This window comes from Enterobacter chuandaensis, assembly GCF_039718975.1.
Classification (GTDB): domain Bacteria; phylum Pseudomonadota; class Gammaproteobacteria; order Enterobacterales; family Enterobacteriaceae; genus Enterobacter; species Enterobacter chuandaensis.
The window spans coordinates 3,510,078-3,525,853 of sequence record NZ_CP097173.1 but is presented as its reverse complement, the minus strand read 5'-3'; the positions used below and the strand labels follow the sequence as shown (position 1 = coordinate 3,525,853).

Here is a 15,776-nt window from a genome sequence, read left to right as displayed (position 1 = left end):
TTAGCTGAGTCAGGAGATGCGGATGTTAAAGCGTGAAATGAACATTGCCGATTATGATGCCGAACTGTGGCAGGCTATGGAGCAGGAAAAAGTACGTCAGGAAGAGCACATCGAACTGATCGCCTCCGAAAACTACACCAGCCCGCGCGTTATGCAGGCGCAGGGCTCTCAGCTGACCAACAAATACGCTGAAGGTTACCCGGGCAAGCGCTACTACGGTGGCTGCGAATACGTTGATATCGTTGAGCAGCTGGCGATTGACCGTGCGAAAGCACTCTTCGGCGCTGACTACGCGAACGTCCAGCCGCACTCTGGCTCTCAGGCTAACTTCGCTGTTTACACCGCGCTGCTGCAGCCGGGCGATACCGTTCTGGGTATGAACCTGGCGCAGGGCGGCCACCTGACTCACGGCTCCCCGGTTAACTTCTCTGGCAAACTGTACAACATCATCCCTTACGGTATTGATGAGTCCGGTAAAATTGACTACGAAGACATGGCGAAGCAGGCCAAAGAGCACAAGCCGAAGATGATCATCGGTGGCTTCTCGGCTTACTCCGGTATCGTTGACTGGGCAAAAATGCGTGAAATTGCAGACAGCATCGGCGCGTACCTGTTCGTTGACATGGCACACGTTGCGGGTCTGATCGCCGCAGGCGTTTACCCGAACCCGGTTCCTCACGCTCACGTTGTGACCACCACCACTCACAAAACCCTGGCGGGTCCACGCGGTGGCCTGATCCTGGCGAAAGGCGGTGACGAAGAGCTGTACAAAAAACTGAACTCTGCCGTATTCCCAAGCGCGCAGGGCGGCCCGCTGATGCACGTTATCGCGGCTAAAGCGGTAGCGCTGAAAGAAGCGATGGAGCCAGAGTTCAAGGTTTACCAGCAGCAGGTTGCTAAGAACGCCAAAGCGATGGTGGAAGTGTTCCTGAACCGTGGCTACAAAGTGGTGTCTGGCGGGACTGAAAACCACCTGTTCCTGCTGGATCTGGTTGATAAAAACCTGACCGGTAAAGAAGCTGACGCTGCCCTGGGCCGCGCCAACATCACCGTGAACAAAAACAGCGTACCAAACGATCCGAAGAGCCCGTTCGTGACCTCCGGTATCCGTATCGGTTCTCCGGCCGTGACTCGCCGCGGTTTTAAAGAAGCGGAAGTGAAAGAGCTGGCTGGCTGGATGTGTGACGTTCTGGACAACATCAATGACGACGCGGTTATCGAGCGCGTCAAAGGTAAAGTTCTGGATATCTGCGCACGCTTCCCGGTATACGCATAGTTCCTCTGCTTTGCAGAAATAAAAAAGGCCGCGCTTGCGGCCTTTTTTTATGGCTTAACGCCGGTCGAGGGAGATGGCTCCGGGCCCGGTAATTGCCAGCAAAATAAACGCACCAGCAATACTGACGTTCTTGTAGAAATTAATCATATTCGGCACAACCGCATCACCGGTCATATCCCAGTAATGGTGACCAATCACCGCCGTGCCCAGCGTATAGAAAACAAACAGAACCGCGAGGGGGCGGGTGAAAAAGCCCAGTACGATCAGAATCGCCGCGGGCACTTCCATCACCACCGCAATAATCGCGGCCAGCATGGGCATGGGGGTACCGAGCGACGTCATATACTGAACGGTGCCGCTAAACCCCGTCAGTTTGGGATAGCCAAAAATAATAAACAGGACAACGATGGCGATGCGGGCAATCAATAGCAGGAAGGAGCGTGAGGAGCCGAAATCGAAATAACGTAAGCTGTTCATGGCAAACGACCTCTTCAGGCGATGTCTTTTAAACGTAATACAATTTTGTCGCTCTCGCCATACGCCGACCGGCTGTTCATGATGTTAATTTATCGTTAATTTATAGCGCGCTAACGACTTGCTAAAGTGCAGGATAAACGCCAGACTATCGCCTCCATTTCGGGAGGGATTCATGGTCTTGCATTCCACACGCTGGCTGGCGCTCAGCTACTTCACCTACTTTTTTAGCTACGGTATTTTTCTGCCTTTCTGGAGCGTCTGGCTCAAGGGTATTGGTTTGACGCCAGAAACTATAGGCATCCTGCTGGGCGCGGGGCTGGTAGCACGTTTCCTCGGTAGCCTGCTGATTGCCCCCCGCGTCAGCGATCCCTCTTTACTGATTAAAGCGGTGCGTATTCTGGCGCTGCTGACGCTGGTCTTTGCGGCCTGCTTCTGGGTCAGCCACCAGTTTTCCTGGCTGATGGTAGTGATGGTTGGCTTTAACCTGTTTTTCTCTCCTCTGGTTCCCTTAACGGACGCGCTGGCAAACACCTGGCAAAAGCAGATCACCATGGACTATGGCCGCGTGCGCCTGTGGGGGTCGATTGCCTTCGTGATCGGCTCGGCGCTGGTGGGGAAACTGGTCAGCCTTTACGACTACCGCGCGATTCTGGCTCTGCTCAGTATCGGTATAGCCTCGATGCTGTTGGGGATGCTGCTGCGTCCGTCGGTGATGCCGCAAGGGGAAAGCCGTCATCAGGAGAGCGCGGGCTGGCCCGCCTGGCGGAGCCTGGTAGCACAAAGCTGGCGTTTTCTGGCGTGCGTTTGCCTGCTTCAGGGGGCACATGCGGCCTATTATGGATTCAGCGCCATCTACTGGCAGGGGGCGGGCTACTCTGCCTCTGCGGTGGGTTATCTCTGGTCGCTCGGCGTGGTTGCGGAAGTGATCATCTTTGCGCTCAGTAAAAAGCTGTTCCGCCGCTTCGGCGCGCGCGATCTGCTGCTGCTTTCCGCCGTCTGCGGCGTGGCGCGCTGGGGGATTATGGGCTGGACGACCGATCTGCCGTGGCTGATTGTGGCGCAGATCCTTCACTGCGGCACCTTCACCGTGTGCCATCTGGCGGCGATGCGCTATATCGCGGCGCGTGAGGGCGGGGACGTGATCCGTTTGCAGGCGGTCTACTCTGCGGTGGCGATGGGGGGCAGCATTGCGGTGATGACGGTCTTTGCAGGCTTCCTGTATCAGCACCTGGGGCACGGCGTATTCTGGGTTATGGCGCTGGTTGCGCTCCCGGCGATGTTTATTCGACCGAAAGTGGCCGCGCGCGCGTAGCTACGATTCCAGCATGGCGCGAATATGTTCCTGCTGCTGCACGTTCAGTGATTCAACCGCGTGGATCAGCGGCGGCGAGAACAGCGGCAGCGCGGTAGGATAGGGGGTGACAACCAGCGCGGCCTCGCGCGGTGCCCCCTCTTTCTGGAACGCCTGCAGCGTCAGATAGCGAATGTTGAGCGGCAGCAGGGTTAACTCGCGCAGCTGCTGTTCAATCACCTCCTCACAGGATTTATCCTCCCCGGTCAGCAGCACCACCTGTTTCTCATGCAGATCGGTCTCCTGCATCAGCCAGGCACCGAAAATCACCGCCACCAGCGCCATCTCTTCATCGGAGAACCGCAGCCCAAATTCGGCTTCCAGCTCAAACAGTGCCTCTTTAGTTGTGCGTAACAGCCGGGGATAGAGACGGTGAATTTCCTCGGGCAGGCTATTGTCGATGCCGATCTCAAACAGCGAGCGGTCCAGCGCCTGAGCCAGATGGATATATAGCTGATCGGTCAGCCCCTGCTCATCGCTGAAGTTCATCCCGGTTTGCGAGCGGAAACGGGCCACCATGCGTACAATGGCGCGGCGCAGGCGCTGATCCTGTTGGTGTTTATCAAGCACCGGATCGGGCGTGCGGAGCATCATAAACAGCAGCGCCAGAAACAGCTGCTCGTCCACGTGCGCGCCCTGCGGCACGCGCCGCTTCCAGTGACGGACGATCTCCTGCGCCGTAAAATACTCTCCCCGCGACTGGGTCCAGCTGCGCTGGGCGTGGGAAAACTGCGGCGTATTCCCTAAATGATGCTGGATGAGACAGTATTGTAAATAGAGCTGCAAAAACTGGACGTCGCGGCATTCAAACTGACGCTGCAGCTTGCGTGAGCAGAAGTTGATCAGCGCCCGCAGGTTAGCATCGTCGTAAAGCGGCCGCGCGATGCCGTGCTGTTTAAGTGCCGTTTTTAAGGCTGGCGTAAACTGGTGCGAGACAAACTGCGGGCAAAGGCGGAGCGCCCTGCGCAGCCAGTGCAGCAGACATAAACGCTGATTCAGGGCGGTGCCTTCAATTCGGTAGCTGCCGTCATGGTGCGTGACGATATCCAGCCGGTGATAGCGCTGGATTTCATCGCGCGTCTCGGCTATATCTTGCCGTGCCATAACGTCGTCCACGCCGTTGGCAGCGATTATGCTCTGTGCGGTGACGGCAGCATCGGGCAGGTAAAGCATTAAAAGCACCTGGCAGCGGCGCTGCGAACTGGAAAGCACAGATGGAATTTCAAGCGTCGTCATCATCTGTCGGGTATCCAGTGTGAATGTTTGATAAGAATAGCTAAAGGATGGGCGCTGAAAAGCGCGCCGGCAGCCCTTTCACTCAGGATTGCTGGGGAACATCACAGAATTTTTGACGTGAGGAATTGATGCAGACAGTTAAACAAAGTGCGATGGCGTTATTTTTGGCGGTTATCACCTTTTCCGCCAGCGCGCATCCTCACAGTTTTATCAGCCTGAAAACCGAGCCGGTCACCGATGGCACGCAGCTGAGCGGCCTGAAAATGCGCTGGACGATGGATGAAATCACCTCGGCGGATCTGCTTTATGATGCGGGAAACGCGAAGCCGGGCGATGAGATCTGGAAAAAACTGGCGGCAGAAGTGATGGCCAACGTGCTCGGGCAACACTATTTCACCGAATTCTGGCATAACGGACAAAAGGTGAAGTTCCTCAATCGCCCGACAGAATACGGCCTGTCCCGCGACGGTCATCAGGCGGTGCTGACGTTCGTGCTCCCGCTGGCGCACCCGCAGCCGCTGGCTGGGCAAACCTATACGTTTTCCACCTTTGACCCCTCCTACTATGTCGATATGAGCTACGCCGAGGACAGCGACGTGCAGCTTCCCGCATCGTTGCAAAAATCCTGCAAAGTTACGGTCCACACACCGAAGCCCAGCGAAGAGACGCTGAATTTTGCTGTCTCTCTTGATAAAGAGGATGCCCCGCCGGAGGACATGGAGCTGGGTAAACAGTTTGCGCAGGAGGTGACGTTACAATGTCAGTGATCACCTCTCCGGTTCGGAAGCCTCGCCGCTGGCTGCACCTCTGGCCGCTGGCGCTCTTTTTACTGTTCGCCGTCGGCGGTTCGCTCTGGCTGTGGCAGGCCTGGCCTCAGGTGATGATGAAAAGCATTATCTGGCAGCGTGAGGTCAACCAACAGATGAGCGGTCTGCTGAAGGCGGTGGCGGAGAACCCGACCAAAGCGGGTGGATCCCTGCTGGCGTTCAGCTTTATCTACGGCGTTCTGCACGCGCTGGGGCCGGGGCACGGCAAAATCGTGATCACAACCTGGCTTGCCACCCATCCGTCAAAACTGAAATCGAGCATTGGCCTCACGCTGGCCTCATCTCTTCTTCAGGGCGGCGTGGCGATTGCGCTGGTGATCGTGGTGCTTTCACTGTTACAGCTTCCCGCGCGCCAGCTGCACCTGAGCAGCTTCTGGCTGGAGAAGGGCAGCTATGCGCTGGTCGGCGTGTTGGGGCTCATCCTCTGCTGGCGGGCATTGAAAAAACTGCGCGCACTGCTGCAAAAGCCCAAATTCAAAACCTTTACGCCGCACCACGTTCATGATGAACACTGCGGCTGCGGGCATCAGCATCTGCCGACGCAGGCGCAATTACAGAGCGGTGACGACTGGCGCGCGCGGCTGATGATAATTCTCTCAATGGGGATGCGCCCGTGCTCGGGTGCAATCATGGTGCTGCTGTTCAGTAAGGTGATTGGCGTGTTTGGCTGGGGCATGCTCTCGGCGCTGGCGATGGCGGCGGGAACGTCTCTCACCATTTCGTCTTTGGCGCTGCTGGTTCACAGCTTCCGTCAGCTGGCGGTAAAACTCAGCGGCAATAAAACGCCGGTGCTGTGGCGACAGGTAGGCTGGACGACGCTCGCGCTGGCGGGCGGGGTTATTCTGCTGGTGGCGGCGGTAACGATGTGGATGAGTGCGGTGCCGTTTAACACCCTCTCCCCTTTGGGGAGAGGGCTGAGGTGAGGGGATTAACGCTTCAGCGCATCGCTCAGCTCGTCACGCATGTTGGCCAGCATGGCTTTAACAACGCGTGGGTTACCCGCAACGATGTTGCCGGTGGTCATATAGTTGTGGCCGCCGGTGAAGTCGCAAACAATCGCGCCTGCTTCACGCGCGATCAGCTCGCCCGCAGCAAAGTCCCACGGCTTCAGTGACAGTTCGAAGTAACCGTCAACGCGACCGGTGGCAACGTAGGCCAGATCCAGCGCAGCAGAACCGGTGCGACGGAAGTCCGCGCATTCGGTGAACAGCTTGCCCAGGATATTCATATAGGTAGTTGCGTGCTGCTTCGCCTTGAACGGGAAACCGGTCGCCAGGATGGTGCCGTCCAGATCGCGTGCGTTGCTGCAGCGCAGACGGTAGCCGTTCAGCTGTGCGCCCTGACCGCGGGTAGCGGTGAACAGTTCGTTACGCATTGGATCGTAAACAACGGCGACTTCAGTACGGCCTTTAATGCGTACTGCGATAGACACAGAGAAGTGTGGCAGGCGTTTAACGAAGTTGGTGGTGCCATCCAGTGGATCGATAACCCATTGAACATCCTGATCGGTACCTTCATGTTCACCGCTTTCTTCGGTGATGATGGTGTGCTGTGGGTAAGATTTGCGGATCGTTTCGATAATAATCGCTTCTGCGGCTTTATCGACGTTAGTCACGAAATCATTGCTGCCTTTCTGGCTGGTTTCTACGGAGTCTGGCGTTTCGTAGTGTTTGGCAATTACGTTACCCGCCTTGCGCGCTGCGCGCACGGCGATGGTCAGCATCGGATGCATCGGTCTCTCTCACTGGATGTTAAAGAACAGGAAAATCGGCGCAGAGTATAGCAGCGGGATCGGATTATGTCTCCCGTTTATGATAATATGCCCGAATATTCTTCAGACATTGAATTCAGACATCTAAAAATTATGCTGCAAAACATTCGAATCGTGCTGGTCGAAACATCGCACACCGGCAACATGGGCTCCGTTGCCCGCGCTATGAAAACCATGGGCTTAACGAACCTGTGGCTGGTTAACCCGCTGGTGAAACCCGACTCGCAGGCCATCGCCCTGGCGGCCGGTGCCAGCGACGTGATCGGCAACGCCCAGATCGTTGATACCCTTGACGAAGCGCTGGCCGGCTGCAGCCTCGTTGTCGGCACCAGCGCGCGTTCACGCACGCTGCCGTGGCCGATGCTGGATCCGCGTGAATGCGGCCTGAAAAGCGTCTCTGAAGCGGAGCAGGCGCCGGTTGCGCTGGTGTTTGGCCGCGAGCGCGTAGGCCTGACCAACGATGAGCTGCAGAAGTGCCACTACCACGTGGCGATTGCCGCCAACCCGGAATACAGTTCACTGAACCTGGCGATGGCGGTGCAGGTTATCGCCTACGAAGTGCGTATGGCGTGGCTGGCGACGCAGGAAAAGCAGGCAGAACCGAAAGAAGAGACGGCCTATCCGCTGGTGGACGACCTTGAGCGTTTCTACGGTCACCTGGAGCAGACGCTGCTCGCTACCGGCTTTATCCGCGAAGGCCACCCGGGCCAGGTAATGAACAAGCTGCGCCGTATGTTCACCCGCGCGCGCCCGGAAAGCCAGGAGCTGAATATCCTCCGCGGGATTCTGGCGTCGATTGAGCAGAAGAATAAAGAGTAATGCCGGTTTGTTTTCCCCCTCTCCCCGTGGGAGAGGGCCGGGGTGAGGGCATCAGGCCGCACCCAGGCAAAACGGCACGGAAGGTTAAATACCTGACTAAAACAGTCAAGTAAATAGTTGACCATTTTAGTCAGGAATGTCAGACTTGGCCCTGCTATGCAATACCCCCATTTTACAATAAAAAACCCCGGGCAGGGGCGAGTTTGAGGTTAAGTAAGACATGAGACTGACATCTAAAGGGCGTTATGCCGTGACCGCGATGCTGGACGTTGCGCTCAACTCCGAAGCGGGCCCGGTTCCGTTGGCTGATATTTCTGAACGACAAGGGATCTCCCTCTCTTACCTGGAACAGCTGTTCTCCAGACTGCGTAAAAATGGACTGGTTTCCAGCGTTCGTGGCCCGGGCGGCGGTTATCTGCTGGGGAAAGACGCGGGCAGTATTGCGGTTGGCGAAGTGATTAGCGCGGTTGACGAATCCGTTGACGCGACCCGTTGCCAGGGTAAAGGCGGCTGCCAGGGCGGCGATAAGTGCCTGACCCACGCGCTGTGGCGCGATCTGAGCGACCGCCTCACCGGCTTCCTGAACAACATCACCCTGGGTGAACTGGTTAATAACCAGGAAGTTCTGGATGTCTCTGGCCGTCAGCACAGCCATGATTCACAACGCAGCACCCGCGCGCAGGACGCTATCGACGTCAAATTACGCGCGTAATAAAACGATAAGTATTTCAGAATCAGGCCGGGGTGCTAACACCCCGCGTACTCGGTCGTACATCCAGCCGGTTGCCTGATTCCTTGCATTGAAGCGATGTACGGAGTTTATAGAGCAATGAAATTACCGATTTATCTCGACTACTCCGCAACCACGCCGGTGGACCCGCGTGTTGCCGAGAAAATGATGCAGTGTCTGACCCTGGACGGAAACTTTGGTAACCCAGCTTCCCGTTCACACCGTTTTGGCTGGCATGCTGAAGAGGCGGTGGATATCGCCCGTAATCAGATTGCTGACCTGGTCGGTGCCGACCCGCGTGAGATTGTTTTCACCTCCGGTGCGACCGAATCCGACAACCTGGCGATCAAAGGTGCAGCCAACTTTTATCAGAAAAAAGGCAAGCACATTATCACCAGCAAAACCGAACACAAAGCCGTGCTGGACACCTGTCGTCAGCTGGAGCGTGAAGGGTACGAAGTAACCTATCTCGCCCCGCAGAGCAACGGTATTATTGACCTCAAAGAGCTCGAAGCGGCCATGCGTGATGACACCATTCTGGTTTCCATCATGCACGTCAACAACGAAATCGGCGTGGTACAGGACATCGCGACCATCGGCGAAATGTGCCGCGCGCGCGGTATCATCTACCATGTGGACGCGACCCAGAGCGTGGGCAAACTGCCTATCGACCTGAGCCAGCTGAAAGTGGACCTGATGTCCTTCTCCGGCCACAAAATCTATGGCCCGAAAGGGATCGGCGCGCTGTACGTTCGTCGTAAGCCACGTATCCGCATCGAAGCACAGATGCACGGCGGCGGTCACGAGCGCGGTATGCGTTCCGGTACGCTGCCTGTTCACCAGATCGTGGGCATGGGCGAAGCGTACCGCATTGCGAAAGAAGAGATGGAAACCGAGATGGCACGCCTGCGCACGCTGCGTAACCGTCTCTGGGACGGCGTGAAAGATATGGAAGAAGTGTATCTGAACGGCGATCTCGAGCAGGGCGCGCCGAACATCCTCAACGTCAGCTTCAACTATGTTGAAGGCGAATCGCTGATCATGGCGCTGAAAGACCTGGCCGTTTCTTCCGGTTCTGCCTGTACGTCTGCAAGCCTGGAGCCATCCTACGTGCTGCGCGCGCTGGGCATGACTGACGAGCTGGCACACAGCTCTATCCGTTTCTCTTTAGGTCGTTTTACTACCGAAGAAGAGATTGACTACACCATCAAGCTGGTTCGTAACTCCATCGGCCGTCTGCGCGACCTTTCTCCACTGTGGGAAATGTTCAAACAGGGCGTGGATCTGAACAGCATTGAATGGTCACATCACTAATCGGTACATAAGGAGAATTCAATCATGGCATACAGCGAAAAAGTCATCGATCATTACGAAAACCCGCGCAACGTTGGCTCTTTTGACAACAGCGATGAATCTGTCGGTAGCGGCATGGTTGGCGCGCCAGCGTGTGGCGACGTGATGAAGTTGCAGATTAAAGTCAACAATGAAGGTATCATTGAGGACGCGCGCTTCAAGACCTACGGCTGCGGTTCTGCAATCGCGTCCAGCTCCCTGGTCACCGAATGGGTGAAGGGCAAGTCTCTGGACGAAGCACAGGCAATCAAAAACACGGATATTGCTGAAGAACTCGAACTGCCACCGGTGAAAATTCACTGTTCTATCCTGGCAGAAGACGCGATCAAAGCCGCCATTGCGGATTACAAAAGCAAACGTGAAGCAAAATAATTGAGGTTTGAGTATGTCGATTACCCTTAGCGACAGCGCTGCCGCGCGAGTAAGCTCTTTTCTGGCGAACCGTGGTAAAGGCTTTGGCCTGCGACTGGGCGTACGTACCTCCGGCTGTTCTGGTATGGCTTACGTACTGGAGTTTGTTGATGAGCCGGCGTCTGACGACACCGTGTTTGAAGACAAAGGCGTGAAGGTGGTGGTCGATGGCAAAAGCCTGCAATTCCTCAACGGCACTCAGCTGGACTTCGTCAAAGAAGGCCTGAACGAAGGGTTCAAATTCACGAACCCGAACGTCAAAGACGAGTGTGGTTGCGGCGAAAGCTTCCACGTTTAACCGCGCGTCATCCGAAACCCCACCGCAGGATCTCTGTGTGTGGGGTTTGTTCTAACAGGCTACCCCTGAGATTGTTATGGATTACTTCGCTCTCTTCGGACTACCCGCTCAATACCCGATCGATCTCCAGGCGTTGACGATCCGTTTTCAGGATCTGCAGCGTCAGTATCATCCGGATAAATTCGCCAGCGGTACTCAGGCAGAACAGCTGGCCGCGGTTTCCCACTCTGCCACCATCAACCAGGCCTGGCAGACGCTGCGCCATCCGCTGAGCCGTGCCGAGTACCTGCTTTCACTGCATGGTTTCGACCTGGCGAGCGAGCAGCATACCGTGCGCGACACCGCGTTTCTGATGGAACAGCTGGAGCTTCGCGAAGAGCTGGATGAGATTGAACAGGCCAAAGACGAAGCGCGTCTGGAAAGCTTCATCAAGCGCGTGAAGGGCATGTTCGATACCCGCCATCAGCAGATGGTGGAGCAACTGAACAACGAGACCTGGGACGTGGCGGCAGATACTGTGCGCAAACTCCGTTTTCTCGATAAACTGCGAAGCAGCGCTGAACAACTCGAAGAAAAGCTGCTCGATTTTTAATTTCGGAAGCAATTATGGCCTTATTACAAATTAGTGAGCCTGGCTTAAGTGCCGCACCGCACCAGCGTCGTCTGGCGGTGGGTATTGATCTGGGCACCACCAATTCCCTCGTGGCGACCGTGCGCAGCGGCCAGGCGGAAACGCTGGCCGACGAGCAGGGCCGCTATCTGCTGCCTTCCGTGGTCCACTACCAGCAGCAGGGCCACGCGGTCGGCTATGACGCCCGCGCCAACGCCGCGCGCGATCCGGCCAACACCATCAGCTCCGTAAAGCGCATGATGGGCCGCTCGCTGGCCGATATCCAGACCCGCTACCCGCATCTGCCGTATCAGCTGCAGGCCAGTGAAAACGGCCTGCCGATGATCGCGACCGCGGCCGGTCTGCTGAACCCGATTCGTGTTTCCTCCGACATCCTCAAAGCGCTGGCGGCGCGCGCGACGGCGACGCTCGGCGGCGATCTGGACGGCGTAGTCATTACTGTTCCGGCCTATTTTGACGATGCACAGCGTCAGGGCACCAAAGACGCCGCGCGTCTGGCGGGCCTGCACGTACTGCGCCTGCTGAACGAACCGACGGCGGCGGCGATTGCCTACGGCCTCGACTCCGGTCAGGAAGGGGTCATTGCGGTTTACGACCTCGGCGGCGGTACCTTTGACATCTCGATCCTGCGCCTGAGCCGCGGGGTGTTCGAAGTCCTGGCGACCGGCGGGGATTCCGCGCTGGGCGGCGATGACTTTGACCATCTGCTGGCAGACTACATCCGCGAGCAGGCGGGCATTAGCGATCGCAGCGATGCCCGCATCCAGCGTGAACTGCTGGACGCGGCTATCGACGCCAAAATCGCCCTGAGCGATGCCCAGTCGGTTACCGTAAACGTTGCGGGCTGGCAGGGTGAAATTACCCGCGACCAGTTCAGCGATCTCATTGCCCCGCTGGTGAAACGCACCCTGATGGCCTGCCGTCGCGCATTGAAAGATGCGGGCGTTGAGGCGAACGAGGTGCTGGAAGTGGTCATGGTGGGCGGCTCAACGCGCGTGCCGCTGGTACGCGAGCGCGTGGGCGAATTCTTTGGCCGTACGCCGCTGACCTCCATCGACCCGGACAAAGTGGTTGCCGTGGGCGCCGCGATCCAGGCCGATATTCTGGTCGGCAACAAGCCGGACAGCGAAATGCTGCTGCTGGATGTCATCCCGCTGTCGCTGGGTTTAGAAACCATGGGCGGCCTGGTAGAGAAAGTGATCCCGCGTAACACCACCATTCCGGTGGCGCGCGCGCAGGAGTTCACTACCTTTAAAGACGGCCAGACCGCGATGTCCATCCACGTGATGCAGGGCGAACGCGAGCTGGTGCAGGACTGCCGCTCTCTGGCGCGCTTTGCGCTGCGCGGCATTCCGGCGCTGCCGGCGGGCGGGGCGCATATTCGCGTGACTTTCCAGGTGGATGCGGACGGCCTGCTGAGCGTGACGGCGATGGAAAAATCCACCGGCGTTGAATCGTCCATTCAGGTGAAGCCGTCCTACGGCCTGACCGATGGCGAAATCGCCTCCATGATTCAGGACTCAATGAGCTACGCTGAGCAGGATGTGAAGGCGCGTATGCTGGCTGAACAAAAAGTTGAAGCTGCACGCGTGCTGGAAAGCCTGAACGGCGCGCTCGCTGCCGATGCCGCGCTGTTAAGCGCCGCTGAGCGCCAGGTGATTGACGAGGCTGCCGCGCGTTTAAGCGAGGTCGCTGAAGGCAATGACGCTGACGCAATAGAAGAAGCCATTAAAAACGTTGATAAACAAACCCAGGACTTCGCTGCTCGCCGCATGGACAAATCTGTCCGCGTCGCGCTGAAAGGCCAGTCCGTGGACGAGGTTTAATATGCCAAAGATTGTTATTTTGCCTCATGCGGACCTCTGTCCGGATGGCGCTGTTCTGGAAGCGAAGACCGGTGAAACCATTCTCGATGTAGCCCTGCGTGCAGGTATCGAAGTGGAACACGCCTGTGAAAAATCCTGTGCCTGCACCACCTGCCACTGCATCGTGCGTGAAGGTTTCGACTCTCTCGCCGAGAGCACCGAAGACGAAGATGACATGCTGGATAAAGCATGGGGTCTGGAGCCCGACAGCCGCCTGAGCTGCCAGGCCGCGGTGACCGATGAAGATCTGGTCGTGGAATTCCCACGCTACACCATCAACCACGCACGCGAGCATTGATATGGGACTGAAGTGGACAGACAGCCGTGAAATCGGCGAAGCGCTCTACGACGCGAACCCGGATCTCGATCCGAAGACCGTACGATTCACCGACATGCACCAGTGGATCTGCGATTTAGAGGATTTCGACGACGATCCAAACGCATCCAATGAAAAAATTCTGGAGGCGATTCTGTTAGTCTGGTTAGATGAAGCAGAGTAAATCACTTAACGGGCTGCCTTCAGGCGGCCCGTTTGCTAATAAGGATAAATAAAATGACCGAAGCGATGAAGATTACGCTCTCTATGCAGCCTGCTGACGCACGCTGGGGCGAGAAAGCCACCTGGAGCATCAACAACGACGGTATTACCCTGCACCTGACGGGCAAAGATGACTTAGGTTTGATCCAGCGCGCTGCGCGTAAAATTGACGGCCTGGGCATTAAGCATGTGTCCCTGGAAGGCGAAGGCTGGGACACCGACCGCAGCTGGGCATTCTGGGCTGGCTACAAAGGGCCGAAAGGCACCCGCAAAATCGAGTGGGCGAACCTGGATGCAGCCGGTCAAAAAGAGCTGGAAAGCCGCCTGCAAATTATCGACTGGGTGCGCGACACCATTAACGCTCCGGCGGAAGAGTTAGGCCCGGAGCAGCTGGCGCAGCGTGCGGTTGACCTGCTGTGCGGCGTGGCGGGCGACAAAATGTCTTACCGCATCACCAAAGGTGAAGACCTGCGCGAGCAGAACTACATGGGCATCCACACCGTGGGCCGCGGTTCTGAACGTCCTCCGGTCCTGCTGGCGCTGGATTACAACCCAACCGGCGATAAAGAAGCGCCGGTTTTTGCCTGCCTTGTGGGTAAAGGCATCACCTTCGACACCGGCGGCTACAGCCTGAAGCAGAGCGCCTTCATGGACTCCATGAAGTCCGACATGGGCGGTGCGGCAACCATTACCGGCGCGCTGGCGTTTGCCATCACCCGCGGTCTGAACAAGCGCGTGAAGCTCTACCTGTGCTGCGCGGACAACATGGTGAGCGGTAACGCCTTCAAGCTGGGCGACATCATTCGCTACCGCAACGGCAAAAACGTTGAAGTGATGAACACCGATGCCGAAGGCCGTCTGGTGCTGGCCGATGGTCTGATCGACGCCTCTGCGCAGAAGCCAGAGCTGATTATCGACATGGCGACCCTGACCGGCGCGGCGAAAACGGCGCTGGGTAACGACTACCACGCGCTGTTCAGCTTCGACGACAAGCTGGCCGCTCGCCTGCTGGCAAGCGCCGCTGCGGAAAACGAACCGTTCTGGCGTCTGCCGCTGGCCGAGTTCCACCGCAGCCAGTTGCCGTCTAACTTTGCCGAGCTGAACAACACCGCGAGCGCGGCGTACCCGGCGGGTGCAAGCACTGCAGCAGGTTTCCTGTCGCACTTCGTTGAGAACTATCATGAAGGCTGGCTGCACATCGACTGCTCCGCAACCTACCGTAAAGCGGCGGTTGAGCAGTGGTCCGCGGGCGCGACCGGTTTGGGCGTGCGTACCGTGGCGAACCTGCTGACGGCTGAGTGATCTTTTTTGCCGGGTGGCGCTACGCTTGTGCGGGCCTACGGTTTTGTAGGCCGGGTAAGCAAAGCGCCACCCGGCGTATCTTTGAAGTAGCGAAACTATGTCAGATACCAAAAACGAATTAGAAACCCTGCTGGAGCAGGCGGCGACCGAGCCCGCCCACCGTCCGGCATTTTTCCGCACGCTGCTGGAATCCACCGTCTGGGTGCCGGGCACCGCGGCGGAAGGCGAGCAGGTCGTTGAAGACAGCGCGCTGGATCTGCTGCACTGGGAGAAAGATGACGGCACGTCGGTGATCCCGTTCTTCACCTCGCTGGAAGCGTTGCAGGAAGCGGTAGAAGACGAACAGGCGTTCGTGGTAATGCCGGTACGCACGCTGTTCGAGATGACGCTGGGGCAGACGCTGTTCCTCAATGCCAAATTGCCGACCGGGAAAGAGTTCACCCCGCGCGAGATCAGCCATCTGATTGGTGAAGAGGGCAACCCGCTCAGCACCCAGGAAGTGCTGGAAGGGGGCGAAACGCTGCTGCTGTCTGAGGTTGCAGAGCCGCCTGCGCAGATGATCGATTCCCTGACCACGTTATTCAAAACCCTGAAGCCGGTAAGACGCGCATTCCTCTGTTCGATTAAAGAGCAAGCGGATGAACAGCCGGTACTGTTGATTGGTATTGAAGCCGACGGTGATATCGACGACATCATTCAGGCGGCGGGCAGCGTGGCGACCGACACGCTCCCGGGCGATGAGCCCATTGATATCTGCCAGGTGAAAAACGGTGAGAAGGGCATCAGCCACTTTATTACCGAGCACATCACACCGTTCTACGAGCGTCGCTGGGGCGGCTTCCTGCGCGATCTCAAGACCAACCGCATCATCTGATTACGACGGGGTGAATA

At 57.4% G+C, this 15,776-nt stretch carries 18 protein-coding genes; 15 read left to right on the top strand and 3 right to left on the bottom strand.

The window, feature by feature from the left end; translation table 11 throughout:
• Positions 1 to 22 precede the first annotated feature (22 nt).
• Positions 23 to 1,276, top strand: coding sequence for a serine hydroxymethyltransferase (glyA, locus tag MX657_RS16975; protein ID WP_119915341.1), 1,254 nt, complete (start codon positions 23 to 25; stop codon positions 1,274 to 1,276).
• A 54-nt stretch (positions 1,277 to 1,330) separates the two neighbouring features.
• Here glyA and MX657_RS16970 read toward each other — a convergent pair whose 3' ends face one another.
• On the bottom strand, positions 1,331 to 1,753 hold the full coding sequence (locus MX657_RS16970; protein WP_217479176.1) for a DoxX family protein: 423 nt from the start codon (positions 1,751 to 1,753) through the stop codon (positions 1,331 to 1,333).
• Between the two features lie 172 nt (positions 1,754 to 1,925).
• Between MX657_RS16970 and MX657_RS16965 the strand changes: the two genes are divergently transcribed.
• Positions 1,926 to 3,065 (top strand): 3-phenylpropionate MFS transporter, encoded by a 1,140-nt coding sequence (locus MX657_RS16965; RefSeq protein WP_346806219.1) that lies wholly within the window; start codon positions 1,926 to 1,928, stop codon positions 3,063 to 3,065.
• Here MX657_RS16965 and csiE read toward each other — a convergent pair whose 3' ends face one another.
• A complete protein-coding gene (csiE, locus tag MX657_RS16960; RefSeq protein ID WP_080328407.1) occupies positions 3,066 to 4,343 on the bottom strand; it encodes a stationary phase inducible protein CsiE in 1,278 nt (425 codons plus the stop codon).
• A gap of 125 nt (positions 4,344 to 4,468) precedes the next feature.
• Between csiE and MX657_RS16955 the strand changes: the two genes are divergently transcribed.
• Both MX657_RS16955 and MX657_RS16950 read left to right on the top strand, forming a co-directional pair.
• Positions 4,469 to 5,107 carry a DUF1007 family protein gene (locus tag MX657_RS16955; RefSeq protein WP_346806218.1) on the top strand — a complete coding sequence of 213 codons (639 nt, stop codon included), beginning with the start codon at positions 4,469 to 4,471 and terminating at the stop codon, positions 5,105 to 5,107.
• Positions 5,098 to 6,090, top strand: a complete 993-nt coding sequence (locus MX657_RS16950) for a nickel/cobalt transporter (RefSeq protein ID WP_346806217.1) — start codon at positions 5,098 to 5,100, stop codon at positions 6,088 to 6,090. The genes MX657_RS16955 and MX657_RS16950 overlap by 10 nt, the downstream gene beginning before the upstream one ends.
• 5 nt (positions 6,091 to 6,095) lie before the next feature.
• Here MX657_RS16950 and suhB read toward each other — a convergent pair whose 3' ends face one another.
• Positions 6,096 to 6,899, bottom strand: a complete 804-nt coding sequence (gene suhB / locus MX657_RS16945) for an inositol-1-monophosphatase (protein WP_028014077.1) — start codon at positions 6,897 to 6,899, stop codon at positions 6,096 to 6,098.
• 132 nt (positions 6,900 to 7,031) lie between these two features.
• On the opposite strand from suhB, the gene trmJ reads away from it, so the two are divergent.
• From trmJ to sseB, 11 genes are all read left to right on the top strand, one after another.
• Positions 7,032 to 7,757 carry a tRNA (cytosine(32)/uridine(32)-2'-O)-methyltransferase TrmJ gene (trmJ, locus tag MX657_RS16940; protein ID WP_028014076.1) on the top strand — a complete coding sequence of 242 codons (726 nt, stop codon included), beginning with the start codon at positions 7,032 to 7,034 and terminating at the stop codon, positions 7,755 to 7,757.
• A gap of 220 nt (positions 7,758 to 7,977) precedes the next feature.
• Positions 7,978 to 8,469 (top strand): Fe-S cluster assembly transcriptional regulator IscR, encoded by a 492-nt coding sequence (gene iscR / locus MX657_RS16935; RefSeq protein ID WP_008502158.1) that lies wholly within the window; start codon positions 7,978 to 7,980, stop codon positions 8,467 to 8,469.
• Between the two features lie 117 nt (positions 8,470 to 8,586).
• Positions 8,587 to 9,801 carry a cysteine desulfurase gene (iscS, locus tag MX657_RS16930; protein WP_008502157.1) on the top strand — a complete coding sequence of 405 codons (1,215 nt, stop codon included), beginning with the start codon at positions 8,587 to 8,589 and terminating at the stop codon, positions 9,799 to 9,801.
• Positions 9,802 to 9,825: 24 nt separating this feature from the next.
• Positions 9,826 to 10,212, top strand: coding sequence for a Fe-S cluster assembly scaffold IscU (gene iscU / locus MX657_RS16925; protein ID WP_003860661.1), 387 nt, complete (start codon positions 9,826 to 9,828; stop codon positions 10,210 to 10,212).
• A 13-nt stretch (positions 10,213 to 10,225) separates the two neighbouring features.
• Positions 10,226 to 10,549: an iron-sulfur cluster assembly protein IscA gene (iscA, locus tag MX657_RS16920; RefSeq protein WP_003860659.1), complete on the top strand. Its 324-nt coding sequence runs from the start codon at positions 10,226 to 10,228 to the stop codon at positions 10,547 to 10,549.
• A gap of 76 nt (positions 10,550 to 10,625) precedes the next feature.
• The gene (gene hscB / locus MX657_RS16915) at positions 10,626 to 11,141 is read left to right on the top strand and encodes a co-chaperone HscB (protein ID WP_346806216.1); all 516 of its coding nucleotides are present in this window, start codon (positions 10,626 to 10,628) and stop codon (positions 11,139 to 11,141) included.
• Between the two features lie 14 nt (positions 11,142 to 11,155).
• Entirely contained in the window at positions 11,156 to 13,006 is a 1,851-nt protein-coding gene (gene hscA / locus MX657_RS16910; RefSeq protein WP_346806215.1) for a Fe-S protein assembly chaperone HscA, read from the top strand.
• A 1-nt stretch (position 13,007) separates the two neighbouring features.
• Entirely contained in the window at positions 13,008 to 13,343 is a 336-nt protein-coding gene (gene fdx, locus MX657_RS16905) for an ISC system 2Fe-2S type ferredoxin (protein ID WP_003860652.1), read from the top strand.
• 1 nt (position 13,344) lies between these two features.
• Complete coding sequence (gene iscX, locus MX657_RS16900) at positions 13,345 to 13,545, top strand: Fe-S cluster assembly protein IscX (RefSeq protein WP_003860650.1); 201 nt, start codon at positions 13,345 to 13,347, stop codon at positions 13,543 to 13,545.
• Between the two features lie 53 nt (positions 13,546 to 13,598).
• On the top strand, positions 13,599 to 14,885 hold the full coding sequence (pepB, locus tag MX657_RS16895; protein WP_080328412.1) for an aminopeptidase PepB: 1,287 nt from the start codon (positions 13,599 to 13,601) through the stop codon (positions 14,883 to 14,885).
• 97 nt (positions 14,886 to 14,982) lie between these two features.
• Positions 14,983 to 15,759: an enhanced serine sensitivity protein SseB gene (gene sseB / locus MX657_RS16890; protein WP_045326053.1), complete on the top strand. Its 777-nt coding sequence runs from the start codon at positions 14,983 to 14,985 to the stop codon at positions 15,757 to 15,759.
• The last annotated feature ends 17 nt before the right edge of the window (positions 15,760 to 15,776 follow it).